Source organism: Cytobacillus sp. IB215665, from assembly GCF_033963835.1.
In the GTDB taxonomy this organism is placed as follows: Bacteria; Bacillota; Bacilli; order Bacillales; family SM2101; genus Nanhaiella.
This window is the reverse complement of sequence record NZ_JAXBME010000001.1, coordinates 465306-490414: the sequence shown is the minus strand read 5'-3', so window position 1 is coordinate 490414 and position 25109 is coordinate 465306. Positions and strand designations below refer to the sequence as shown.

The following is a 25109-nucleotide window of genomic DNA, read 5'->3' as shown; positions in this document are numbered from 1 at the left end:
TATCGTAATCGAATTAAAATATCGTTATTATCTATATTCATGTATAGACCTCCTGAAATTTTTTCATGTGTCCATCTCTAAGATTAATTTTATAACAGGGATGTATTTTAAATCGTGACACTGAATCATTAGCTTAACACTTTATGGACATGTTTTATAGTATGACTTGAATGTAACAATCTGTTTGTCTATTTATAAGGGATCCTTTTAGATGTGTCTATTCAAAATATTGCCTAAATAACATAATTTTTATAATTGAAATGCATAATTAAAAAAACTTAAAAAAGAGACCTCTCCAAATTCGTTCCACAAGATAGGTACATATGGGGACATTAAAGTAACGAAAGGGACGGGTAAGAATAAGATTCCTTCTCATAAGTATAAGAATCTAGATGATTACAGATATGTTATTCTAGCTGATTCAACTCAAGAAATTTTAAGTTTTGGAGGAAAGTATAACTCGTTTTTTTTTGAATAAAGAATGTATTAATGATATAACTTAATCTAAGTGGGGAATGACAAATACACTTTACTGTCATTCACTATCTATATTATTCTATAGTTTTTACGGAAAAAACTACAAGGAGGTTACTCATATTAAAGTTTTACACTTAAAAGATCTAGAGGATAAATGTGTTTATGAATTTGCTGAAGGAAGGTTTAATAAGGAACATTGGAAGGAAAGTTCAATCTATGTTACATTTGAAGACTTTAACAAGTTATCTCCGTTCATAGAAGAGATTATGCCGGAATTTAATTATTATGGACCTAATACAGTTTCTATATTTCAATGGAACAAACTTAAAGAGAAAATAATAATTAAGTTTAGACAAGAAAAACTAGATAATATTAATTTATTAGATCCTTTTAATGAAATTGATATATGGGTACAAGATTGCTTTAAAAACCATGGTCATTTCTCCATTTTGGGTCCTTAAACAAGCTAGTAGTAAAAGCTTTTTAATAGTCAAAATTTCCACGGTCCTTAATAAAATCTTGAAATGAAAAATAAGAGACCGATATTTTAAAAATAGTAAAAATTAAGCCAACTTATCCTCAATTATATTTTTCCCTTTTACAGTAACTTCTGAATTTGGCTTCCTCATTTGTTCCAGTTGATACCACGTTCAATTCACCATTAACAGTTACAGGTTGTCCTATAGTTACTGCTAATATTGTTGCTCCAATAATTAGTGTTCTTTTCATCATAATCTCCACAATACGTATACTTAATATATTATAAGTTTTTCCTATACATCCACTCTCCTATTAATTTCACACTATAGAATTAACATTTTGAACGATGAAAAAAGTTACCACATAAAGACGCTTTTCAGAATTATTTCTGAAAAGCGCCAGGTTGTGGAAGACTAGACTTTGGTAGGGACTTACAGAATTTCTTCAGTCCCCTTAATGGCAAACACCTGTTAAACATGTTTGAGCCTGATTAATTAATAGATCCCTAACCTTTCATTTCTCTAAAAAATTGCTCAGGATTATCAATATTCACATTTTCATACTCACAAACAATTTCCTTCATTCCTATCGGTTCATCAAAATCAACAGCATACCACGGATTCATATCGGGAGGACCAAGGCTTACCTTCAATTTCTTATCTGTAATATCAAATATCATACTTCTGAGTGTACCCATTCCGCTTGAATAATAATGGCAACATGGACCCAGAGGATACTTAGTTGATAGTAAGTTCCTAACCTTATTATGATCAAGGATAGGTGATTCCCGCAATAGAGTATTCCAAACAGAGGAATAACGTATTTCCGAGTTCCACAGATGATATGCATCGAATTCTTTCATTTCATTACTGACATAATGATTGGTAGAAACGATTAGTCCGCCCACTGGTTTACGTACAAATATTCTCTTCTTTTGTTCAGAAAAGCTGGCAATTTCGAAGATAGATACATTATTAGATGTATCCGCTACCATAATGTTTGCATTAGTGCATAAAGGTATCTCTTCAAGAAGGCTTTGAGCCTCATATACATCTTTGCATCTGTCTAAAATTGCTCGAATAGCGATCCAAAACTCACACCCATACCCTTTTAGAGGTTTTAAATATGCAGTACTTGACATAGAAACTACAAGTCCGTATTCATTCATTCCATCCATTCGGCCCGCATTTTGAAGTGAGAAACCCATATGTTTTGGTTTTCCTTTTACACGAGTAATACATAGGCTTCTCTCGTCCCTTACAAAATACTCATAACTTCTGCCAACGTAAAAATGACCATCACTTGTATTTGAAGGGTGAACAGCAAATTGACAGCAATTTGGTGAGTCATGGAACGAGTTTGAGTAGCATAGGATCTTTTCTGCTTCTATGTTTACTTCATCTGCAAATCCCTGTATTTCATCAATAAACCCGGGACAAATTTTATCAATCATCATCATTCGTTTATGAGCCAATGCTGCAGGAAGATAATCCTGCCCTTCCAAAGGGGTAGTATAGTAGGAAATATCCTCTGAATAATGTTCCTTAAATGTAATCCCTCTTTGTTTACCAATATCATAATGAGTTCCTTCTGTGACATGAATATCAAAAATCATTGGTTCTTTTTTATTTTTATCTTCCAATATAATCCACCCCCTTGTTTTTTTGATTATACTATTTTAAAAAAATATGTACATACGTAGAAAAATTTATCAAAAGTTATTACACATATCCTTTTGGTTAATCACAACCAAAGGATAAATCAGTACAACACTTATAAACACCTACTGTGGCTTAAATCTACTATAACTGTAGTTGTTCACAAGGTTCTATTCGTAATGCCAAGGCTAATTTATAAAATGCTCTTTTCTTAATCCTGTATTAACTTCTTTCATTCTAAGCCTCTTCATAGTAGTAGTTATAAGCCCCCAGCTCTTCGTCATATTCTTAGTTTCCATTGGTACTCTATCCATTAAGGTTAGCAAAGTGTCTGCAAATATTAAAAAAGACCCATCATCGATCTTCAACGATATAGTCCTAAAATTAAGAAAAGCACTAATCTTTTTTACAGATAAGCGCCATATTGCTTAGTAACTATTTTTGACTGTACACTAGACTTTTTAAAAAATCTATTCATTAATTAACCATTGGATTATTAAACCTAGAATTTACATGTTATATGGATTATCAAACTTAAAATGTACATCTATTATCACTTTTTCCTCTTTATAGTTACCTTACCTGAATAAGCAAGGAGGATTTACGAATATATTTGGCGAAAAGAAATCACAGGGTAATTTTACCATTAACAAATTTATGGAAGGAGATGTAATTTTACTAGATAAAAGACAAGCAGGATTGTTTTGTGAATTCAAATTAATTTAGTGGTGATAAATAGCTTGATTGAATTAAAGAAATTATCAAGAAAAAGGAGACTATAAGTGGAAAATCATAATGAGCTCATTAAATCAGAGATGAATCAACTATTAACAAGCAACAGCCTAAACAACTCATTACAAAGTATTCAAGCTATGGGGGCTATGAAAGGAAAAGCGGTGCCAACCTTAAGAGAAACAATTAGAAATAATGAAGACAGTGATTTAAAAACGATGGCTATTATTGTTTTAGGGGAAATAGGAGAAAGTGCTTCTGTAGCAATACCTGAGGTACTTAACGAACTAATACTAGCTACAAATGATCAAATAAGAATGGCATCAAGCCTTTATTTGGTAAAGATAGGTAATAAAAGTATACATAGTTTAAAAGAGGTAATATCCAATAATACCGATGATGAAGCGCGCTTTTGGTGTTGTTGGGCTTTAGCTATGATTGATCCAAATGAAATGGATGAAGGTTCAACATCAATCCTATTAAAAGTAGAGAAAAAAACTCAAGATATAATTAAAAAGTCAGCCGCTCAAGAAGCTTTAGCAAAATTAATAGGAAATACAATAAAGAATAATGATTTTAAATAACTTACAATATGGAAAATTTTTAAAAAGGACGTAAATTATATTATAATCCCATCTTGAATTCCTCTTTAATCCATAATAACCTTATCATCATCGTGTTTGTCTCAAACGAGAAAGAACAGATTTCTTATCTCTGAAATGCACAATTAAGTAACCATGACGCATTTCTATTGCAGAAATGCGCCATTTAAGGAAGATTATTATTAAATTCTATTTCTCAAAAATATTTATCTTTATTCTAAATGTTCTAATTCGTCTAACAGGTTGTCTCTAGAAAAACTAATTTGGTAGATATCACTCTTACTTTCTACCCAATATTTATAAATAACATCTGGTTCACTCTCAAAAACAACACCAATATAGTATGGGTTAGCGTGTTTATAACCTTCTTCACGATGAGGTACTGTTGAAATCACCCATTCTTCATTTGGGTAATGTTGTTCCAAGTATAGCCTTAATATTGTAACTTTCTTGTCAATTTGTGCATCAATCCAAAAAGGGCGTACTACAAAAAATATACTATATGCAAACAATACAACTAACACTAATGATCGGCAAATTTTTCTCCATTTACCTGTTACAAGGAATGAGATAATTACGATTGTAATAAAGCAAAACCCTATAACCATAAACTCAATTGCTTCTTTTGAGTGAATGACATCAAGCTCCTACTTTAGTATTCCTTCAATTTTGAATATTAAAGTCTTATTAATAAACTCGGTTCAAACAAATCAGTGTTCCTTATAGCCGAGTGTAACTATCAGATAGTTCAGACTTCTTAAATGCTATATTTACTAATACTCTGCAAACTCCTCCTGCGAAATTGGATCAGAGTAAATAGCTTGCAGTCGTTCAGGTACCAATTCTAAATCAATGACTCTTTGTATTGTTTCTTTCGACCAAGTATCGTCGCATCTCAACTTTAACTTCAAAAATCCTACATTAACTAATAACTCTGAAAACTATTCCCTCGTAATTGGATCAAACTACTTTGATTGTAATCTTTCTGGTATGATTCCCATGTCAATTCCTCTTTGAATCGTTTCCTTTGACCAATCATTAGGACGATCTCCTGATTTTGCAAACACTGATATAGAAGGAAGTAATAACATCAATGATAAAATGACAACAAACGTTTTCTTCAACATAATTTACTCTCTCTTTTTCCATGTAATATAAATTACAATACTCTTACAATATCAAACTTACATTCTTTAATTTACCAATCTAATTATACTGAAGGGGCTTGTTTGAAGTAAATATTAACATATAAAAAAGACGCTAATCCTTATTTCAGATGAGCGCCCTATAACTGAACAATGTTTATTATTTATTTAAATCTAAAAGTCTTGTGATAAAACCAAAACCCTCTTCATCTTTTACTAAAGAATCAAAACCCAAATATGCTGCACTACCAAGTAAAATTGCCCAAATTGCGATACTAAATGTCATTAATACTAAAGTTTTTGTACGTGTACCGCCGAATGAGATAGCTAATAGTGCTGTTAAATGACTACCTACAAAAAACGGCCCTATGAATGCTAAGCCAGGCAATCCGTATTTATCCCAAATATTCTTCGCGCGTTTATTTTTAGATTCGCTTTTTTCTTTATTGCCTTTTTTCTTCTTACGCCAATTGCGAACTGAGTCTACAAACACAATAAGTAAAATTATCGTTAATAAATTCCCTAAAAAGGCAATAATGATAACTGGAATTGCTGGAATACCACCAATAATTGCAACTGGCACTATCAGTAATACTTCAAAAAATGGGATTGCTGCTAACAAAAAGATAATAAAATATGTCCAAATCAATTTTTATTCGCCCCTGCTATCTATAATTTTATGAATCTCCCAATAATTAAGAGAACTCCTAACACTGAATTTGTCCCCAAATAGTGTTCAAACCCCAATGTAAAAAGCTCTTTTCTATGGCATGGTAATTATTATAGGTAAATCATTCTAATAAAACAAGAGTTTTTTAGAAAATTATTCTAAAATAAGAAATATTTTTGAAATAGAAAGGGTATTTAGGATGTAGAAAATAACATTATGGGTCTGTGGAACAATAAAATTCCCCACTTTGTGTAGCGAAATATAAAGCGGGGAATAAGTTCCGAGGAAACGGTCTACACAAACAGTAAAGTGTTGCTCAACAATATGGCCCTAAAATGAATAATGGTACATATCTATATTTTAGATATGTACCATAACATCCAAAGGTATTAAAACTTGCTCGCACACTTATTAAACTCTACCACCTGTTAGTGAAAGATAATTTATGCTCTTATTCTATTGGTATATAAATGTCTGTCTTACTCTTCTTTGTAAAATCTTTAGGTGGCTCGGTAACATATAATTCAAATGGAACAGAATCTCTAGGTGTATATTTATCATTTTTCAGTAACCAGTCTGAATAAGCATACTTCCAAGCCTGTTCATACTCACCTAAACTTAGCTCATAATGTAATACAGCATATTTCCCGCCAAACTTCATAGTACCAATTTTACCTTCTTCTACTATTGTAGTATTTGAGGGAACAGTCATTGCGACACTAGTTCGCAAATTATTAGGGTCAGTTACGAATGGATTGTCATGGTATATAGTCATTACTTTTGTGAAATTTCCCTTGATTAAATCGTATTTCTTTGCGAATTTGAAGAGTTCATTGAACATCTTACGACTGTTTTTTCTAAACTCTGTGTAAGTACCTTTGAAGCGTATATATATGACTTCCACTTCATAATTCTCCACCGTAATCATTGGCTTTTCCACAAAATCAACTCCTTTGACATTAGTTTAGCGAAGAATACTTATGAATTCTTGTCGTTTCTTGCTTTTCTAAATTCTAATGGAGACATCCCTAGATGCTTTTTGAATGCTTTATTATAGGTACTTACATCATTGTAGCCATATCGAAAAGCAATATCAGTAATACTTAAATCGGTGCGGACAGCGAGGAATATTCCAGACCGCTCTATTTTTATTCTCGTAACAAACTGTTTGACAGTCTCAGAACTATACTTACTAAATATACGATGGAAGTGATACTTGGACATATTTGCGTTAATTGCTAAATCATCTAGTGAAATTTTTTCGCTTAGATTTTTCTCAATATAGTCTTCAGATTTGTTCATTAATCTAATATATTCGTCCATTCTACACACCAATCAAGTTTTTTTATTTATTATAACTTAATAGATATAATGAAAACCAGCTAAATATCTCTTCAAATTATCAACTCTTGAGTAGTAAAATTTATATATTCCTTCTTTTTTCTATGGTATTGAATCTATACACTATATTTGATTATTTCTTTAATTAATCTGCCGTTTCTTTTAGCACAGAATTTCACAATCTCTTCTATACTTTAAACTACAAATCCAATTTTCTTTAAAGGCATTGTTCTAGAATATGGACCTAAAATGAATAATGGCACATATCTATATTTCAGATATGCGCCATATTGTTGAAGATCAGCAAAATAAAAAGGGGTACCTCGTACCCCTTTTTTGCTTGTGTTTACTAAACGTTAGTACCATTTAACATTTTTACATATTATTTTATAGGATCTCCAGATATTATATGCCAATGAAGGTGATTAAAATCGTGGTAATTACCTACCTTTACTGGTTCAAATTCTTACAACAAAATAAGAAGTTACACACAAACGATAGAGTGAGAGGGATGCTTTTAAGTGCCAGCCGAAAGGTGAATTGCATTACAGTTAATTATTTGCGAAAGGTATAAAAATAGATTAAATTTGAACAAAAAAATCATATCAATGATATGAATTTCTTTGGCTCTCTTATTCCACTAGCACTCTATTCAGGAATTAATCGTTTTATTTTCTATATTTTCGTATTTGAAGTATTCACCGAATATATCCATCTTATCATCGACTATCTTAATGAATGAGTTATCATAAAGTCCATAAATTGTTGCAAACTGTGATGCTTCGTAAATATCTTCTTCTATATGCTTTTTACTTGCAGAATCTAAATGTGGTTCAATATTAATATCAACAAGTCCGATACCATCATAAATAGATAACTCTGGAATGTTATCATTAATATCTTTTGCCAACACAACTTTCTTAGCCATATTTATAGAGCCTGCACTCATACCAATAATAATACATTCTCTACTCTGTAGAGCTGGAATAAGATTATAATGTTTCAAATATTTTATCTGTTCGAGTGTATTTCCGCCTGAAACCCATATAACATCCGCTTTCTCAATATACTGTACTGCCTTTTCATTTGTGATTCTATCATCAATGACATTAACTTCATCAAATGCAATACCTTTTTTACTAAACATATTCAAAGTTACATCAGCATATTTATCTGTTTTAGAATGACCTGAAAAATCAGATGCAATAAAAACAAACGACCCATTATTACTATAGTATTCCTTTATGCATTTAACGAAATCATCTGTAAATCCATTAGGAAACCCACTGGTTAATATTGATACTTTCATTTTTATCTCTCGTTCCTTTGTTCTATTGTGAAAAGTAATTAGTTCTATTATTGAATAATTTTCATCGCCCAAAAAATAATCTAATAAACCTACTCCATTGAACATTTTTTCATAATTATACCAAATAAATTATATTTTTTCTTTACTATTATTAACTTTATCAAAGCACCTTTACTAATTATTATTTTAGCAATTGGGTCCAAGGTACAATCTTAATTTGTTTTTATTGCGAAAGTATAAATCCCATCACCTTCATCCCATCTTGCATGAATGACGTAAATAAATTCACCTTTATTATTTGGTAATGCAATTTGATCGTTATTAACTTCTTTAAATTCTACTCCATCGTTTTCCCAAATTCCTACTTCAATTAAAGTAGGTTCATATATAAAATTAATAGAAATGGTTCCTTCATTCTTAACTTCATTTACTTCTTTCACCATTTCGGGAGGGGATGCAGAGTCAACATTAACAGCTTTCCCAGCATCTCACCAGGAATATGTTCCTATATTGTAAGAGATTACTTGATTATCAACGGTTATAGTCGGTTTTGGTGGCTTTAAATCATGGGAACTAGTTGGTTGCTGGCACCCATGTATAAAAAACATAATAAGGAATAGAATTAGATTTACTCTTTTCATTTTATATCTCCTAATTCTCTTTGTATTATTTAATATAGTTTATTTGCCAAAAATAAAAAGGTTTATAACTCCACTTCACTAATAATAAACCATATATAATTTTCCATACCAATTGATTCAGTTGTTTCATAAATGTTAAAAACCTCTATAAGCAAGCTTATATACTCTGTCTAGATATAGAGATCTTCCTACAATTTATTGCCTGCAAAATAATAAACCAAAATACTTTTTGTTCAGCCAATCTTGGCCTAAAATGAAAATGACGCTAACCTTTCAAATTAGCGCCATATCGTATTATGATCTCAATCATTCATTTCTAGTTAAACTTTTTTCCTTATTATTTAGGTAACTGGTATACCCCTTTACTAAATTCTTGCGCCATATTGTTGAATAGCATATAAGTAGTAAACACAACTCAACTTGAGTTTACTACCCATAATTTTGAGACAAAATGGCTAAGACCGCTCTTATTACTATTCGACAATCATTTCCACTTGCCTCAATAAGGAGTACTCTTTCGGGATCCTTTAATTAAAAGGTTGAATGTTAAATACATCCCATCCTTCATATAGTAAGAGTAACAAATAATGAGGTAGGTGATTTGTGTGGGAATAGCTTATGTGACTAATGAAGATACAGACAATGTTTCAGTTATAGATATAAAGACGCACCGTGTGATTGCTACTATCCCTGTTGGAAACCTTGATTTCCCTAGTGACATAGAGATTACACCTGATGGGAAATTACTTTATGTTGCAGTTGGAAATGAAAATTTTGTTACGGTAATAGATACAAAAACACATAGTGTTATTGCAACAGTACCTGTTGGTCTTGACCCCGATACTGTTGTAATCACATCGGATGGAAAATTAGCCTATATTTCAAATGCAGATTCAGATAATGTTTCTGTTATAGATGTAAAAACGCACCGTGTGATTGCTACTATCCCTGTTGGAGACCTTGACTTTCCTAGTGACATGGAGGTTACACCTGATGGGGAATTACTTTATTTTGCAGTTGGAAATGAAAATTTTGTTACGGTAATAGATACAAAAACACAGAGTATAATTGCTACAGTACCTGTTGGTCGTGATCCGGATACTGTTGTAATCACACCGGATGGAAAATTAGCCTATATTTCAAATGAAATCACAAATGATGTTTCAGTGATAGACACGAAAGTGCATCGTGTGATTGCTACTATCCCTGTTGGAGGAGACATTGATCGTCCAGGTGCAATGGTGATTATACCTGATAGTAAATTATTGTATGTTGCAGTCGGAAATGATAATTTTATTGGGGTAATAGATACAAAAACACATAGTGTAATTGCAACAGTACCTGTTGGTAGAAATCCTATTAATTTTGTGATAACACCAGATGAACAATTTGTATATGTTGCAAATGAAGGTGACAGTAATATATCAGTGATAGATACGAAAACACATCTTGTAATCGCTACTGTCTTCGTAGGTGGATTAGATATTCCAATCAAGATGGCGATTACTCCTGATGGACAGTTACTGTATGTTCCAAATCATGATGTCGGTACTGTTACGGTAATAGATACAAAGACACATAGTGTAATTGCAACGATCCCTGTTGGTGACGGGCCGAGGTCTGTTGTTATCAATCCAAATTAATTGAATACAGAATAGCAAGATGCCTCAGGTGTTTTTGCTATTCTGTTAGACTTCCGATAACTGGCATTATATAACCTAAAATTGAATAACTTATACATAGATATACCTTTACTATATTCTTACGCCAGATTGTGGAAGATGACTTGGAGTTCTAATTGTTAATACTGTCATAAATTTCTTGTTGTACATGGTGTTTTACATTATGAAAAAGTAATTTAAAACACCTGTCTGAGTTTCTTGCTGATAGATAACGCAATAACCTTCTTCTATGTTTTTCATTATAAAAATTGCTCATTTAGTCACTATAACTTTCCCTTTTTCATGATGTATATATTTAGTTGAACGTATAAAAGCACTAATGATAAAGAGTAGTCCAATTAACAGTAAAGCACTTGAAAGTACTATGATGCTATAAACCAAGTCTGGTGCATACAATACTGCAATGCGATATGAACCAATCATGAATATAGGAAAATAGACACCTACTGTAGCCGCTCCGATGAATATTATAGGAATTAGAATTAGTTGAAAAATTATTTTGATTCTGTTTATTTTCCTGGTAAATACTAATTTAAAATTTCTGAACCTCCACACCAATGATAAGACGAAAAATGTTATAAGACCCAATAATCCCGTTGCAACTAATAAAATAACCTTCGCTAATTGGTACTCATCTTCTTTCCACGATGCTGCCTGTTCTAGTTTATCACCCAAGATGTAATTTTTAATATTCTCACTGATAGAATGAGTGACATCATTTTGGGAATTTGAAAGTAAGGCAAACCCTAGACTGTATTCTGGAAACAAATACACGTCTGCTGTAAAGTTAGGATAATCTCCACCATGATCTATCACCTTAGTATTCTCTTCCTGAGAGATTTCCCACCCATAACCATATCGTTCATTATCAGAAATAGAGAAGGGTTCCATAAACAATTCGCTTACTGCCTCACTTGGAATTACTTGACGCCCTTTATATTGTCCTTCTTGTAGTAGTGTAGTTATGTAACGTCCAACATCTTCCACATTACTATATATTCCTCCCGATGCAACCGTTGGATATGGAGGAGCATAATCAAATGGTTTGTTCTTCCCCGCTTCTAAGCGATGTCCTACAGATAAATTATTTAACTTAGACACCTTTGTGTAAAATCCAGTCCGTTCCATCCCTAATGGCTGGAATACTAACTTATTCATTGCTTCATGATAATTCATACCTGATACTTTTTCAATGATAAGACCAAGCGTCCAATAGTTGAAATTAGAATATTCAAAACTTTCACCAGGTACAAATACCAGTTTAATTTCACTAATTCTTTTTACTTGTCTTTCTAATCCATTATTAGAACTATCTTCTATTTCAAGTCCATATGAGGTGGTTGGAATACCACTACTATGTTGTAACAAATGGCGAATAGTCACCTGTTTTGAAAGTTCTTGATTTTGCGAAATAAACCATGGCAAGTACTCTACCACGGTCGCATCAACGTCTAGTAAGCCCTGTTCAGCTAATTGCGTAACAGCCAAGGCAGTCATCGATTTAGATACAGAAGCAAGCCCAAAGTTCGTCTGCCCGTCAACTTTAATATCACTTCCAATTTTTTGGCTCCCAAACCCGTTCATATAAACAGGTTCTTCATTTGCAATTAGCACAAAAGCCATACCAGGGACTTTGTGCTTGTTCATTTCTTGTTCTATATACTCTTCCAATTGTTCAAAATCAATATTGTTAATCGCACTCTTTGCTTCTACGTTGTTCATTGCTGAAAAAAATATAAAAATAATTAAAAATATGACTATTATTCTTTTTTTCACCTTTAACCAACTCCCTCATACCTTCTATGTCATATCATACCTATCATAATTTTCTTTTTTATCTCTTATTTCTTACAAAAACCTTAAGAATGAGAATAAATCGTAGAAGTTGGGATGTTCTCGTCATGGATTAATAATTAAGGCTCTTTTCGTAAACTTTTTCTTTAGTTCCTAAAATAGAGCAAAAGATGTCTTTATAGAAGAAAGATGCCACAAAAACAGCCTTTTATTAAAAGCAACAATTAATGCGAAAATACCTTAAAGAAAAAGCTTTATTAATTTTCACTATTGTTTTTAAGGTATTAAATATGGGAGGGGTCGATTTGGATGTTCCCGTTATTATTCAATATAGCGCCATAAAGTATTATGAGTTCAACCAGTATTTTTTCTGGCTGACCTATTTTAAATAGGTAATATCTTTAATTTAGTCGAGATAGCTTTTATTACTATATTCTTGCGCCATATTGTCGAACAACACTATCGGTTAATTAGTTGGAAACTCAACTTATGTTTACTAACACCTCATGTTGCAAAAACTTTTTATGCAAGAAATTCCGGAAATAATAAAATTCCCCCTCTTCAAAACCTTTATAATTCAACAATATATAAAATCATGTATATATGAAAAATTTTCAACCTTAAAAAACGTTCTATATCAAGGGTTGTGAAATTGTATTGGTTCCGATAGTTGACATTATGTAAACTAGTTTTGAATATGGTATACAATCTTATTACGCTTTTGATATGAACCTCACCAATAAATATAGTATCGCATATTCAAACAACCGTTCATATATTAAGGTAATAAATTAAATAAGGTGATTCTTATGGTAATGGCTTATGTCGTAAATAATGGAATTAGCCCAAATAATGGAAGTGTATCAGTCATTGATGTGAAAACTCATCAGGTGATTGCTACGGTGCAGGTGGGAGAAGAATCACGTGATGTGGCCTTCACGCCCGATGGCAAATTGGCTTATGTCGTAAATGAAGGATTTTTCCCAAATAACGGGATGGTTTCAGTCATAGACGTGAAAACTCATCAGGTGGTTGCTACGGTACAGATGGGAGAGGATCCACAAAATGTGTCCTTTACTCCCGATGGTAAATTGGCTTATGTCGTAAATAATGGATTTGGCCAAAATAACGGGACGATTTCAGTCATAGATGTGAAAACTCATCAGGTGATTTCTACGGTGCAGGTAGGATTGCAATCATTTGCTGTGGCCTTCTCGCTCGATGGCAAATTGGCTTATGTCGTAAATAGCCAATTTTCACAAGATAATGGAACGGTTTCAGTCATAGACGTGAAAACTCATCAGGTGATTGCTACGGTACCTGTGGGAGAGAACCCACTTGATGTATCCTTCACGCCCGATGGCAAATTGGCTTATGTCGTAAATAATGGATTTGGCCAAAATAACGGGACGATTTCAGTCATAGATGTAAAAACTCATCAGGTGATTGCTACGGTGCAGGTGGGTTTGCAATCATTTGCTGTAGCCTTCTCGCTCGATGGCAAATTGGCTTATGTCGTAAATAGGCAAGTTTTACAAAATAATGGAAGAGTATCAGTCATAGACGTGAAAACTCATCAGGTAATTGCCACGGTGCAGGTGGGAGAGAACTCATTTGATGTATCCTTCACGCCCGATGGCAAATTGGCTTATGTCGTAAATAATGGATCTGTCCAAAATAACGGGACGGTTTCAGTCATAGATGTGAAAACTCATCAGGTAATTGCTAGTGTACAGGTGGGAGAGGCGTCAGTTGATGTGATCTTTAGTCCCGATGGCAAATTGGCTTATGTCGTAAATATGCAAGTTTTACAAAATAATGGGACGGTTTCAGTCATAGACGTGAAAACTCATCAGGTGATTGCTACGGTACCTGTGGGAGAGAACTCATTTGCTGTGGCCTTCACACCTAATGGAGGTAATGGGTGCTAAGCTATGATATACCACAAAATATGTTTCTCATTATGTAAGATAATATTAGTTCCAATTTTTCATTTCTGAAGAACTGGAACTAATCGACTCAATAATCATTATGTTTCATTATTATAAAAATTGATCTTGATCAATTATTGGTGTGTTGGGACTGCCCAGTATAGAAATGAATTCTATTAAGGTCGATTTTGATAAACAAAAAAGAAGTAATATTTAACGTTATAATGTTCGACTTTGATAAATAACTATATTCTGCACCGATTACATAGACACAAAAAAAGCATAAATTTCCCAAACAGAAAATTTATGCTTTACGGTCACCAAATCAAAATGTCATTTTCTTTCTCATTGTTTAAGTATTAGAAGTATAATATTGCACAAAAGAAATGGAAGCATAATGTTACATATGATGCAATTTTATGGTTCCAGTCACACACATAAATAAAACCACCAAATGTATGTATTTGGTGGAGACGGTGGGAGTCGAACCCACGTCCAGAAACATCGTCACTTAAGCTTCTACGAGTGTAGTCGATATATTAGTAATTCGCGGACTCTTCAGCCTATCGACAGGCTTCCAAGTTGCTAGTCTGATTGTTCTCTTCCTTCATCCTCAGACGGTGGAATCCGGCGTAGCCCACTTAAAGTGAGTTCCTTACCCTACCACATGGGCGATGGAGGGAGGAACCGCTAGCTGACTTAAGCAGCTAAAGCGAAGTTATTGTTTTCTTTGCCAGTTATAGGCGTTGACGTTTTAACGAGGCCGATCCCCTCGACTCGCAACTTAAGCTCGAACTATCCCTGTCGAATCCGTAACGTCCCCATTATAAAATGTTGTTCAATATTTAGGATGAACAACTTTAAGGAAGTAACAAACGGATAGATAAGCTACAATATATATTAAGTTATGTTAATTAATGTTGTTATCGTGACTACATTTATTATTATAGCACATACACATTATTTTTCAATTAACAATTTATGGAAAATTAAAATGACTTCTGACGATCGCGGAATGCCCTTTCGACCTCACGTTTTGCTTCTTTCTTCTTTAAATCCTCACGTTTATCGTACTTCTTCTTACCTTTTCCTAGGCCGAGTAATACTTTTGCAAAGCCATTCTTCAAATATAACTTAAGTGGAACGATAGCATAACCATTTTCCTTTGTATACCCGATCAGCTTGCTAATTTCCTTCTTATGCAATAACAGCTTTCTTGTACGAAGTGGATCATGATTATAACGATTTCCCTGCTCATACGGGCTTACATGCATATTATGAAGAAATACCTCACCATTTTGTACTCTCGCAAATGCATCCTTTAAATTAACTCTACCAGCTCGTATCGATTTTATTTCTGTACCTTGCAGAACGATGCCAGTCTCATATGTTTCTTCAATAAAATAATCATGATATGCTTTTTTATTTTGTGATATAACTTTTCCTTGACCGCGTGGCATCAATTGTTCCCCCTATATAAACGTATATTATATTTTAACAGAGGCTCAATTCAGATTGCAACTATATTAACAACTCCTCTATACAACTTTCAAATATTAATACGTATTGTGCAATTAATATTAATAATACTAAAAAATTCATAGCTACGATTTTACTCGTAGCTATGAATTACTAGCGCTTTTTCTTTTTCTTTTTACGCTTAGCGTTAGGGACATTTTCGTAAAACTTCTTTTTCTTTTTGGTTTTCTTTCCATCATGCTCGCTCTTTTCATGCTGTTTGTTCCGAGAAGAATGCGTTTTTTTGCGTCCTTTGCCAGCATGGATGACCTTTGGTACGTCTTTTGAAGTTTTGCGACGACCTTTCATACCTACTACTTCAAAATCTACTGAACGTTCATCTTTATTTACGTTAATAACTCTTACAGCTATTTCATCCCCAATACGAAAAACATTCCCAGTTCGTTCACCAATCATCGCATAGTGGCGTTCATCGTAGCGGTAATAGTCATCTGTTAAATAGCTAACATGAACAAGCCCCTCTATTGTATTTGGTAGTTCAACAAATACACCAAAATTAGTAACTGAGCTTATAATTCCATCAAACTCTTCACCAATTTTATCTTCCATAAACTCCGTCTTTTTAAGTTCATCCGTTTCACGTTCAGCGTCGACCGCACGTCGCTCCATACTTGATGAATGCTCAGCAATTTCTGGTAGTTTCTCCTGCCAGCTTTGTTGAACCTTTTCATCTAATTGACGATTAATTAAATATGTACGTATTAACCTATGAACGATCAAATCCGGATAACGGCGAATTGGTGACGTAAAATGAGTATAAAAATCAGTCGATAACCCAAAATGACCAAGGCTTTCTGGATCATATTTAGCTTGCTTCATAGAGCGTAGCATAACTGTTGATACAACAACCTCTTCAGGCTGCCCCTGAACCGCCTCAATGATCTCCTGTAAAGCACGAGGGTGGATTTCATTTGCTGTACCTTTTACTACATAGCCAAAGTTTGTAATGAACTCTAAAAAGCGATTTAACTTTTCTGGATTAGGATCCTCGTGAATACGGTATATAAAAGGTACATTCATCCAATGAAAATGTTCAGCGACAGTTTCATTGGCAAGTAACATAAACTCTTCAATAAGCCTTTCTGCTACTGAACGCTCTCGAAGTACGACATCATAAGGAGCACCTTCACGATTCACTAGAACTTTTGCCTCTTTAAAATCAAAATCAATCGCGCCACGTTGCATCCTTTTGTTTCGTAACATTTCAGCAAGGTCAGCCATATCCTCAAACATAGGCACTAAAGAATCATACTTGTCTCTTAATTCTTCATCCTTATCGGTTAAAATTTTGTTTACATCCGTATATGTCATTCGTTCAGTCGTTTTTATGACACTTTGAAAAATTTCATGATGAACGACATCACCAACTTCATTTATTTCCATTTCACATGATAAGGTCAATCGATCTACTTGAGGATTCAAGGAACAAATCCCATTTGATAGTCGATGTGGAATCATCGGAATCACACGATCGACTAAATAAACACTCGTTCCTCTTTCATGCGCCTCAATATCAATTTCTGCCCCCTCTTGGACATAATGACTGACATCGGCAATATGTACTCCCAGTTTAAAGTTTCCATTCGATAGTTTAGTTACCATAACAGCATCATCTAAGTCCTTAGCATCCGCTCCATCTATCGTCACAATAACTTGGTCACGTAAATCACGTCTATCTTTGATGTCATCTTCTGATATAGTTTCAGGAACTGAATTTGCTGCTTCTATTACTGCAGATGGGAACTCTTGAGGTAGTCCATGTTTATGAATAATGGAGAGAATATCGACACCCGGGTCATTCTTATGACCTAAGATTTCTATAACTTCTCCTTCGGCACTCATTCTACCTTCTGGATAGCTAGTTAAGCGAACGACAACTTTATGTCCTTCAACTGCACCACCCGTCTTCCCTTTCGGAATAAAAATGTCATTTACAATTTTTTTATTATCAGGAATAACAAACCCAAAATATTTACTTTCCACAAATGTCCCTACAGCTTCCTTAATACCACGATCTAATATTCTTACGATTGACCCTTCTTTTCTTGAGCCAGAAGAATGCGGGTTAATGCGAACAAGCACGACATCGCCATGCATTGCATTTTTTAACTCGTTTGGTGGAATAAAGACGTCATCTAGTGATTTGTCATCAGGAACGACAAATGCAAACCCTTTTGCATGACCTGTTAACGTGCCTCGAACTAGATTCATTTTTTCTGGTAGTCCATAGCGATTGCTTCTTGTTCTAACGACTTGCCCTTGCTCCTCCATTAAGACAAGTGCTTTGACAAATTGCTTAAAATCAGATGAATCTTCTATGCCAAACGCTTCCTCTAATTCTTGTACTGTTAATGGCTTATACGCTTCTTCTTTCATAAAAGATAGCAATTTATCGGTATGTTGCTGGATTTCATCCATTGTATCTCCCCTCCTTTTTAAAGCATTTTTCACACAGCCTGCTTGGAATATTATACTAAACACTCCATAGCAAAGGGTAGTAACCTCATAGAAATACAATAATTTCTTGTATCCTTCCCTTTTTAAACACGCTTATTTCATTGATTATATAATAATAATTAGTTATTCCAATCTAAGCTATCTAAAAAGGCATAAACATCTTCATGCAACTGCTCCCGCTCTTGATCAAGCGTAATCACATGGCCAGATTCCTCATACCATTTCAATTCCTTAATTGGTGATTCTACACGATTATAAATAATATTAGCGCTGTCTGTATTAATCATGTTGTCATGTCTTGCTTGAACGACAAATGTTGGTGCATAAATTAAATCAACTTGATCTCTAACACCAGCTATTAACTGCTGTAGTGCTTTTAAGGTCGTCATTGGCGTTTGCTGAAACTGCTGCATTTCTATGTCAATTTGCTCAACAGATTTCCCTTCAAACTTCTTATATTCTCTTGCATAATCAAGTACACCTTCGTACATGACCTCTTCACTCTTAATGTACATCGGTGCACACATAGGAACAATTGCTTTTATAGGTACAGTGTAACCTAATTTTAACGAAAATACCCCCCCAAGTGATAGACCTGCTACGGCTATTTCTTCATGTCCTCTATCTTTTAAGTGTTGATAGGCTTCCATGACGTCCTGCCACCAGTCCTCTGGCCCAGTATGAACGAGCTCCTCTGGAGGAACACCATGCCCTTTATAAATAGGTGCATGACACGTATAGCCTTTCTTTTCTAAAAATCTTCCTAGCATTCTTACATCAGCTGAATTACCTGTAAAGCCATGCAATAATAACACCGCACGTTCGCCTGCTTCAAAGGTAAACGGCTTTGGGACGACTTGTTTCATTGTATATTCTCCTTTTCACGATGCAAAATACTGTTATAGAGCGTGTTTGATAAGAACTTATGCAAGGTAGTTTTCCAGCATTTAATGAAACTACATTTGCTGTATTTTTTTAAAGGAATTAAATGCTTCAATAAATCTTGTTGTCGTAAATACATACTACATGTAGATGCAAAGCAACTCCACTAAAACCTTCCATGTCAATTGTAAGTGTGGAATCAGAACACACTAATTAAGCTAATTCGACAATATTTTCCCCCGTACTTTTGCACAATCCCTTATAGTTTGCTCTAAACCATATAATCGTTATTATAGATTAATTTAGACATTTTCTCACTTAATAAATCCTTAACAACACTATTTAAATCACACTTAACATTTAGTTCATGTAGTAAAAAAAACAGTAACATTTTTGAAAAAAATGATATTTTTCTACAATTATCAATAAGGTAATTATACGTATAATGTAGCCAGAAATAAGCGTTAGTACAACAGTCTATTAAACATTTATTTCCCGCAATTGTATTAATATGCACTGGTGTCGATTTTATTTCAAATAATTGTGCATTTATTCACATTGTAGTTGTTTATTTGTTGACACCTCCAACAAAAGAAAGCGTTTACAATACAATTGTATACAACATAGTTCATGTGAAGGAGGGATTACCTTGAAATATCCAGTTCATATTACTTCAGAAATTGGGGAATTGAAGACAGTTATCCTCCACCGTCCTGGTAAGGAAGTAGAAAATTTAACACCTCAATATTTAAAACGCCTATTGTTTGATGATATTCCTTTTCTTCCTGCCATTCAAAAAGAACATGATTATTTTGCTAATACGCTTAAAAATCGCGGAGTTGAAGTATTATATCTCTCTACTTTAATGGAAGAGTCATTGTATTCAAACGAAACTCGCGAAAAATTTGTCGATCAAATTTTAACAGAAAGTAAATCTAATATTAACGGAGCTTGGAAAAATCTAAGAGCTTATTTACTGTCAGGTTCAACAAAAGAGCTAGTAGATAAAGTAATGTCAGGTGTGTTAAAAACAGAAATTGCAGCCGAAAAAAAGGTACACCTTTACGAGTTAATGTCAGATCACTATCCATTTTATCTCGATCCAATGCCAAATCTTTATTTTACTAGAGATCCTGCTGCTATCATCGGACATGGAGTCTCCATTAATAGAATGCAAGAAAGAGCTAGAAAAAGAGAATCAATTTTTACGGAATATATTATGAATTTTCACCCACGCTTCGCAGAATTCCAAATCCCTAGATGGTTCAACCGGAGTTATCGATTTGCAATGGAAGGTGGTGACCAACTAGTCTTAAGTCATGATACTTTAGCGATTGGGGTAAGTGCACGTACATCACCACAAGCTATCGAAGAACTAGCTATAAACTTATTTAGTGAGCAAGAGCAAATTACTAAAGTCCTAGTAGTAGAAATTCCTAAGTCCCGTGCATTTATGCATTTAGACACTGTATTTACTATGGTTGATCATAATAAGTTCACCATTCATCCAGCCATCGAAGGACCAGATGGCTACATGAGAATCTTTTTATTAGAAAAAGGAGATCAAAAAAATCGTGTAAAAATTACTGAAGGTCATAACTTTTCAGAAACACTCAAACAAATATTAGGGTTAGAAGAAATTGTCCTTATTCCTTGTGGTGGCGGTGACCCTATCGCCTCAGCTAGAGAGCAATGGAATGATGGATCAAATACATTAGCGATATCACCAGGGGTTGTCGTAACATATGATCGTAACTATGTATCAAATGAAGTGTTACGAAGTCATGGCTTAGAGGTAATTGAAGTACCGAGTTCTGAACTATCTAGAGGAAGGGGCGGTCCACGCTGCATGAGTATGCCTATTTATCGAGCAGATAGTTAATGTGAGATGGCTAATGTGTTGCTCTTGACGGATTGGCTTATGTCCCAGACAGATTACTAGAAAAGTACTGCTTAACCCCAACAAGTACAGAGACATGGCATGAAGGTGCAAGGGAATTTGAGTAAATAGAGCTGTATTTGATTCTATAAACCTCAGAAATGGAGTGAGTAATCATGGCATTATCCGTTCATAAAGTAAATTTAAAAGGACGTAGTTTATTAACATTACTCGATTTCACAGCTGAAGAAATCATCGATCTTATCGACTTAGCAGCTGACCTAAAACAAAAAAAGCAAAGAGGTATACGTGAAAAACTTATGGAAGGAAAAAATATCGCACTTCTATTCGAAAAACCTTCGACACGGACACGCTGTGCATTTACAGTTGCTTGTACCGATTTAGGTGCTCATCCAGAATATTTAGGGAAAAACGATATCCAACTTGGGAAGAAGGAATCAGTAGCCGATACTGCTAAAGTGTTGGGAAGAATGTTTGACGGTATTGAGTTTCGTGGTTTTAGCCAAGAAACTGCAAAATCACTTGCAGAACACTCAGGTGTACCTGTTTGGAATGGTTTAACAGACATGTATCACCCAACACAGGCTCTTGCTGACTATTTAACGATTAAGGAACAAAAGGATAGCTTGAAAGGATTAACAGTCGTTTATGTTGGAGATGGAAGAAACAATGTAGCAAATAGCTTGCTTATCGTAGGTAGTAAGCTAGGTGTGGATGTACGTATTGCTGCTCCAAAATCACTGTTCCCTAATGAAGAAATTACAGCATCTGCAATGCAGTTTGCAGATGACAGCGGTGCTGAAATTATGATAACAGACAATGTTGATAATGCTGTACAGGGTGCTGATGTTTTATATACAGATGTTTGGGTGTCGATGGGAGAAGAAGATAAATTTGCAGAAAGAATCGAACTATTAAAACCATATCAAGTTAACATGGAAATGATTAAGAAAACTGGGAAAGAGGATGTCATATTTCTACATTGTCTTCCTGCATTTCATGATACAAACACGATAGTGGGAAAAGATATTTATGAAAAATATGGTCTAGAAGCAATGGAAGTTACCAATGAAGTCTTCCAAAGTCGGCACTCTTTCGTATTTGACCAAGCAGAAAATCGAATGCATACAATTAAAGCTATTATGGCAGCTACAATTTCTTAATGAGTTTTACTATGATGAAAGGAGTGTTTCGTCATGCAAAAATCTACAAAAACCAAATTTAAAATGCCCAGTGCATTTACTATTCTGTTTTTCATAATTATAGCGGTTGCTGCTTTGACATGGGTTGTTCCTGCCGGTCAATATGATTATGTAGACCCAGAGGCATCCAAATTAGAGCCAATTCCAGGAACTTATACTTCAGCAGAACAAACGCCACAAGGAATATGGGAAGTGCTCTATGCACCAATCAAAGGTTTTTTTGATGCTCAAGATATTGCATTATTTGTGCTAGTCATTGGGGGATTTCTAGGGGTTGTGATGAAAACCGGTGCTGTCGAAGCTGGTATTGGCAATGTGGTCCGTAAGTTAAAGGGTAGAGAATATATTATGATTCCGATATTAATGACACTTTTTGCACTTGGTGGAACGACTTACGGCATGGCTGAGGAAACGATTGCTTTTTACCCACTTGTTATTCCCATCATCATTGCTGCAGGTTATGATGCTTTAACCGCTGTATTAATCATTGCCGTAGGGGCAGGTATTGGGGTGCTAGGATCTACAGTCAATCCTTTTGCAACTGGGATCGCTTCTGGTTTTGCAGGAATTTCCATAGGAGAAGGTTTATTACTTCGTGTGATTATACTAGTCGTCGGGTTAATAATTGGGATTCTGTTCGTTATGAACTATGCAAAAAAGGTGAAAGAAGATCCTGCTAAATCATTAGTAGCTCATTTGCATCAAGCACATAAAGACTCTTTTTTAAAAGGAAAAGATGAAATAGAGGTTGTAGAGTTAACGAAGCGTAGAAAAGCGGTATTATGGGTATTCGGACTTACCTTTGTCATTATGGTTCTTGGAGTGATTCCATGGGCATGGAAGTTCAATATTACAATTTTTGATGACTTCAATAATATGATTTTAGGCATACCTGTCGTTGGTAATTTATTAGGTAGTATGATCCCGCTTGGAGACTGGTGGTTTGGTGAGTTAACGCTATTGTTCCTCGTATCAGCACTCATTATTGGCTTTATATATAAGATGGGAGAAGAAGAATTCACATCTACATTTGTTGAGGGTACAAAGGATTTATTAGCAGTAGCACTCATCATTGGTGTATCAAGAGGTATTACTGTAGTAATGAATGATGGAGGAATGACTGCATCCGTGCTGCATTGGGGAGAAGAAATGTTAGCAGACTTAGGTCCCACAGCATTTGCTAATTTAGCTTTTCTTTTCTACTTACCTCTATCATTCTTAGTGCCATCAACATCTGGACTAGCAACCTTGTCTATGCCTATTATGGCTCCACTAGCAGACTTCGCGGGAGTAAATAGAGATATTGTCATAACGGCTTTCCAATCTGCTTCAGGTGTTATCAATCTTATTACACCAACATCAGCAGTAATTATGGGGGCTTTAGCAATCGCAAAAGTACCTTACGAAATTTATTTTAAATATATGTGGAAAATGCTCTTCGCCCTTTCAATTATGATCATGATATTTTTAAGTATAGCGGTACTCATATAAACAACTGGATTGTCTCACATTAACTACTGTTGAATGAGGTGATTTATTATGAAGAACCAAAAAGTCGTTGTTTCATTAGGTGGGAACGCAATTCAATCAGGAAATAAAGCGAGTGATAAAGAGCAGCGACAAGCTTGTTATCATACCGCACAACAATTAGTTCATTTATTTCATAACGATTACGAAGTCGTCATCACACATGGAAATGGGCCACAAGTGGGCAACATTATGTTACAACAACAATTAAACGAAAATGAACAACTACCAGCAATGCCATTAGACACTTGTGGAGCAATGAGTCAGGGCATGATTGGCTATTGGATGCAAAATGCATTATTAGATGTTTTTAAACAAGAGGATATTGAGAAAGATGTATCCACAATTATTACTCAAGTATTAGTAGACACAAACGATCAAGCATTTACACATCTAACTAAACCGATCGGACCATTTTATAATGAACAAGAAGCAAATATACTGAAAAATACAAAAGGGTATATTGTTAAAGAAGATGCTGGGAGGGGCTTTAGAAGAGTCGTTGCATCACCAAAACCACTTGATATTGTAGAAAAAAATGTAATTGAAACTTTAGTTGAGAAGAAATATGTCGTCATAGCTGGTGGTGGTGGCGGTATACCTGTCATTAATAAAAACGGCATATTAGTTGGAGTAGAAGCTGTCATTGACAAAGACTTTGTTTCAGAAAAGATAGCAGAACTAATTGATGCAGATATCCTATTAATTCTTACTACAGTTGACCATGTTTCAATTAATTACAATACACAAAACCAAATAGACCTTCACCATCTAACTGTCGAAGAAGCACATCAATATATTGAACAAGGACAGTTTGCAGAAGGGTCTATGCTGCCAAAAGTACAAGCAGCGTTGCAATTTGTTAATTCAAAACCAGGAAGAAAGGCGATCATCACCTCCCTTGATCATGTTGTAGAAGCATTCGAAGGTAATATAGGTACTCAAATTACACAAGCAGAAAAAAAAGCTATGTTTTGTTAAAGTCTTTTTCGCCTAAATTGTTATTATTAGAACTAACAAAAACACGTGACATCTTATCATCTAACACTTTTTGAAGCTGAATTGTCTCGATACGACAGTTCAGCTTTTTAGTACTTTTTAAAAAGTGATCATTGATGAAGTCATTCCGCATTTGGCGGT

The 25109-nt window shown here is 34.4% G+C and carries 22 protein-coding genes and 1 other RNA gene; 8 read left to right on the top strand and 15 right to left on the bottom strand.

Annotation, left to right across the window (positions count from 1 at the left end; translation table 11 throughout):
- The first annotated feature begins 515 nt into the window (after nucleotides 1–515).
- Entirely contained in the window at nucleotides 516–938 is a 423-nt protein-coding gene (locus tag SLH52_RS02055; RefSeq protein WP_320207639.1) for a hypothetical protein, read from the top strand.
- A 118-nt stretch (nucleotides 939–1056) separates the two neighbouring features.
- Here the strand turns inward: SLH52_RS02055 and SLH52_RS02050 are convergent, their stop codons facing one another.
- Both SLH52_RS02050 and SLH52_RS02045 read right to left on the bottom strand, forming a co-directional pair.
- Nucleotides 1057–1206 (bottom strand): hypothetical protein, encoded by a 150-nt coding sequence (locus SLH52_RS02050; RefSeq protein ID WP_320207638.1) that lies wholly within the window; start codon nucleotides 1204–1206, stop codon nucleotides 1057–1059.
- Nucleotides 1207–1462: 256 nt separating this feature from the next.
- A complete protein-coding gene (locus SLH52_RS02045; protein ID WP_320207637.1) occupies nucleotides 1463–2599 on the bottom strand; it encodes a C45 family peptidase in 1137 nt (378 codons plus the stop codon).
- A gap of 798 nt (nucleotides 2600–3397) precedes the next feature.
- Between SLH52_RS02045 and SLH52_RS02040 the strand changes: the two genes are divergently transcribed.
- Nucleotides 3398–3931 carry a HEAT repeat domain-containing protein gene (locus tag SLH52_RS02040; RefSeq protein WP_320207636.1) on the top strand — a complete coding sequence of 178 codons (534 nt, stop codon included), beginning with the start codon at nucleotides 3398–3400 and terminating at the stop codon, nucleotides 3929–3931.
- A 230-nt stretch (nucleotides 3932–4161) separates the two neighbouring features.
- Here SLH52_RS02040 and SLH52_RS02035 read toward each other — a convergent pair whose 3' ends face one another.
- From SLH52_RS02035 to SLH52_RS02000, 8 genes are all read right to left on the bottom strand, one after another.
- Nucleotides 4162–4557, bottom strand: coding sequence for a hypothetical protein (locus tag SLH52_RS02035; RefSeq protein WP_320207635.1), 396 nt, complete (start codon nucleotides 4555–4557; stop codon nucleotides 4162–4164).
- A 165-nt stretch (nucleotides 4558–4722) separates the two neighbouring features.
- Complete coding sequence (locus SLH52_RS02030; protein WP_320207634.1) at nucleotides 4723–4860, bottom strand: hypothetical protein; 138 nt, start codon at nucleotides 4858–4860, stop codon at nucleotides 4723–4725.
- A gap of 54 nt (nucleotides 4861–4914) precedes the next feature.
- Nucleotides 4915–5076 (bottom strand): hypothetical protein, encoded by a 162-nt coding sequence (locus tag SLH52_RS02025; RefSeq protein ID WP_320207633.1) that lies wholly within the window; start codon nucleotides 5074–5076, stop codon nucleotides 4915–4917.
- 178 nt (nucleotides 5077–5254) lie between these two features.
- Nucleotides 5255–5743 (bottom strand): small multi-drug export protein, encoded by a 489-nt coding sequence (locus tag SLH52_RS02020; RefSeq protein WP_320207632.1) that lies wholly within the window; start codon nucleotides 5741–5743, stop codon nucleotides 5255–5257.
- Nucleotides 5744–6215: 472 nt separating this feature from the next.
- The gene (locus SLH52_RS02015) at nucleotides 6216–6704 is read right to left on the bottom strand and encodes a GyrI-like domain-containing protein (protein ID WP_320207631.1); all 489 of its coding nucleotides are present in this window, start codon (nucleotides 6702–6704) and stop codon (nucleotides 6216–6218) included.
- A 38-nt stretch (nucleotides 6705–6742) separates the two neighbouring features.
- Nucleotides 6743–7087 carry a helix-turn-helix transcriptional regulator gene (locus SLH52_RS02010; RefSeq protein WP_320207630.1) on the bottom strand — a complete coding sequence of 115 codons (345 nt, stop codon included), beginning with the start codon at nucleotides 7085–7087 and terminating at the stop codon, nucleotides 6743–6745.
- A gap of 670 nt (nucleotides 7088–7757) precedes the next feature.
- The gene (locus SLH52_RS02005; RefSeq protein WP_320207629.1) at nucleotides 7758–8414 is read right to left on the bottom strand and encodes a Type 1 glutamine amidotransferase-like domain-containing protein; all 657 of its coding nucleotides are present in this window, start codon (nucleotides 8412–8414) and stop codon (nucleotides 7758–7760) included.
- Between the two features lie 212 nt (nucleotides 8415–8626).
- The gene (locus SLH52_RS02000) at nucleotides 8627–8857 is read right to left on the bottom strand and encodes a hypothetical protein (RefSeq protein WP_320207628.1); all 231 of its coding nucleotides are present in this window, start codon (nucleotides 8855–8857) and stop codon (nucleotides 8627–8629) included.
- Nucleotides 8858–9660: 803 nt separating this feature from the next.
- Here SLH52_RS02000 and SLH52_RS01995 point away from each other — a divergent pair.
- Nucleotides 9661–10698 carry a beta-propeller fold lactonase family protein gene (locus tag SLH52_RS01995; protein WP_320207627.1) on the top strand — a complete coding sequence of 346 codons (1038 nt, stop codon included), beginning with the start codon at nucleotides 9661–9663 and terminating at the stop codon, nucleotides 10696–10698.
- 291 nt (nucleotides 10699–10989) lie between these two features.
- Here the strand turns inward: SLH52_RS01995 and SLH52_RS01990 are convergent, their stop codons facing one another.
- The gene (locus SLH52_RS01990; protein ID WP_320207626.1) at nucleotides 10990–12513 is read right to left on the bottom strand and encodes a serine hydrolase domain-containing protein; all 1524 of its coding nucleotides are present in this window, start codon (nucleotides 12511–12513) and stop codon (nucleotides 10990–10992) included.
- A gap of 827 nt (nucleotides 12514–13340) precedes the next feature.
- Between SLH52_RS01990 and SLH52_RS01985 the strand changes: the two genes are divergently transcribed.
- Nucleotides 13341–14462 (top strand): cytochrome D1 domain-containing protein, encoded by a 1122-nt coding sequence (locus SLH52_RS01985; RefSeq protein WP_320207625.1) that lies wholly within the window; start codon nucleotides 13341–13343, stop codon nucleotides 14460–14462.
- 465 nt (nucleotides 14463–14927) lie between these two features.
- Here the strand turns inward: SLH52_RS01985 and ssrA are convergent.
- The 4 genes from ssrA to SLH52_RS01965 form a co-directional block, all read right to left on the bottom strand.
- Nucleotides 14928–15285, bottom strand: a transfer-messenger RNA (tmRNA) gene (gene ssrA, locus SLH52_RS01980).
- A 166-nt stretch (nucleotides 15286–15451) separates the two neighbouring features.
- Nucleotides 15452–15922 carry an SsrA-binding protein SmpB gene (gene smpB / locus SLH52_RS01975; protein ID WP_214483637.1) on the bottom strand — a complete coding sequence of 157 codons (471 nt, stop codon included), beginning with the start codon at nucleotides 15920–15922 and terminating at the stop codon, nucleotides 15452–15454.
- Between the two features lie 172 nt (nucleotides 15923–16094).
- Nucleotides 16095–18419 (bottom strand): ribonuclease R, encoded by a 2325-nt coding sequence (gene rnr / locus SLH52_RS01970; protein ID WP_320207624.1) that lies wholly within the window; start codon nucleotides 18417–18419, stop codon nucleotides 16095–16097.
- A 158-nt stretch (nucleotides 18420–18577) separates the two neighbouring features.
- Nucleotides 18578–19324, bottom strand: coding sequence for a carboxylesterase (locus tag SLH52_RS01965; protein WP_320207623.1), 747 nt, complete (start codon nucleotides 19322–19324; stop codon nucleotides 18578–18580).
- A gap of 665 nt (nucleotides 19325–19989) precedes the next feature.
- On the opposite strand from SLH52_RS01965, the gene arcA reads away from it, so the two are divergent.
- From arcA to arcC, 4 genes are all read left to right on the top strand, one after another.
- Nucleotides 19990–21222, top strand: coding sequence for an arginine deiminase (arcA, locus tag SLH52_RS01960; RefSeq protein WP_320207622.1), 1233 nt, complete (start codon nucleotides 19990–19992; stop codon nucleotides 21220–21222).
- Nucleotides 21223–21395: 173 nt separating this feature from the next.
- On the top strand, nucleotides 21396–22403 hold the full coding sequence (argF, locus tag SLH52_RS01955) for an ornithine carbamoyltransferase (RefSeq protein WP_320207621.1): 1008 nt from the start codon (nucleotides 21396–21398) through the stop codon (nucleotides 22401–22403).
- 33 nt (nucleotides 22404–22436) lie between these two features.
- Nucleotides 22437–23933, top strand: coding sequence for a YfcC family protein (locus tag SLH52_RS01950; RefSeq protein WP_320207620.1), 1497 nt, complete (start codon nucleotides 22437–22439; stop codon nucleotides 23931–23933).
- Between the two features lie 48 nt (nucleotides 23934–23981).
- Nucleotides 23982–24950 carry a carbamate kinase gene (arcC, locus tag SLH52_RS01945; protein ID WP_320207619.1) on the top strand — a complete coding sequence of 323 codons (969 nt, stop codon included), beginning with the start codon at nucleotides 23982–23984 and terminating at the stop codon, nucleotides 24948–24950.
- The last annotated feature ends 159 nt before the right edge of the window (nucleotides 24951–25109 follow it).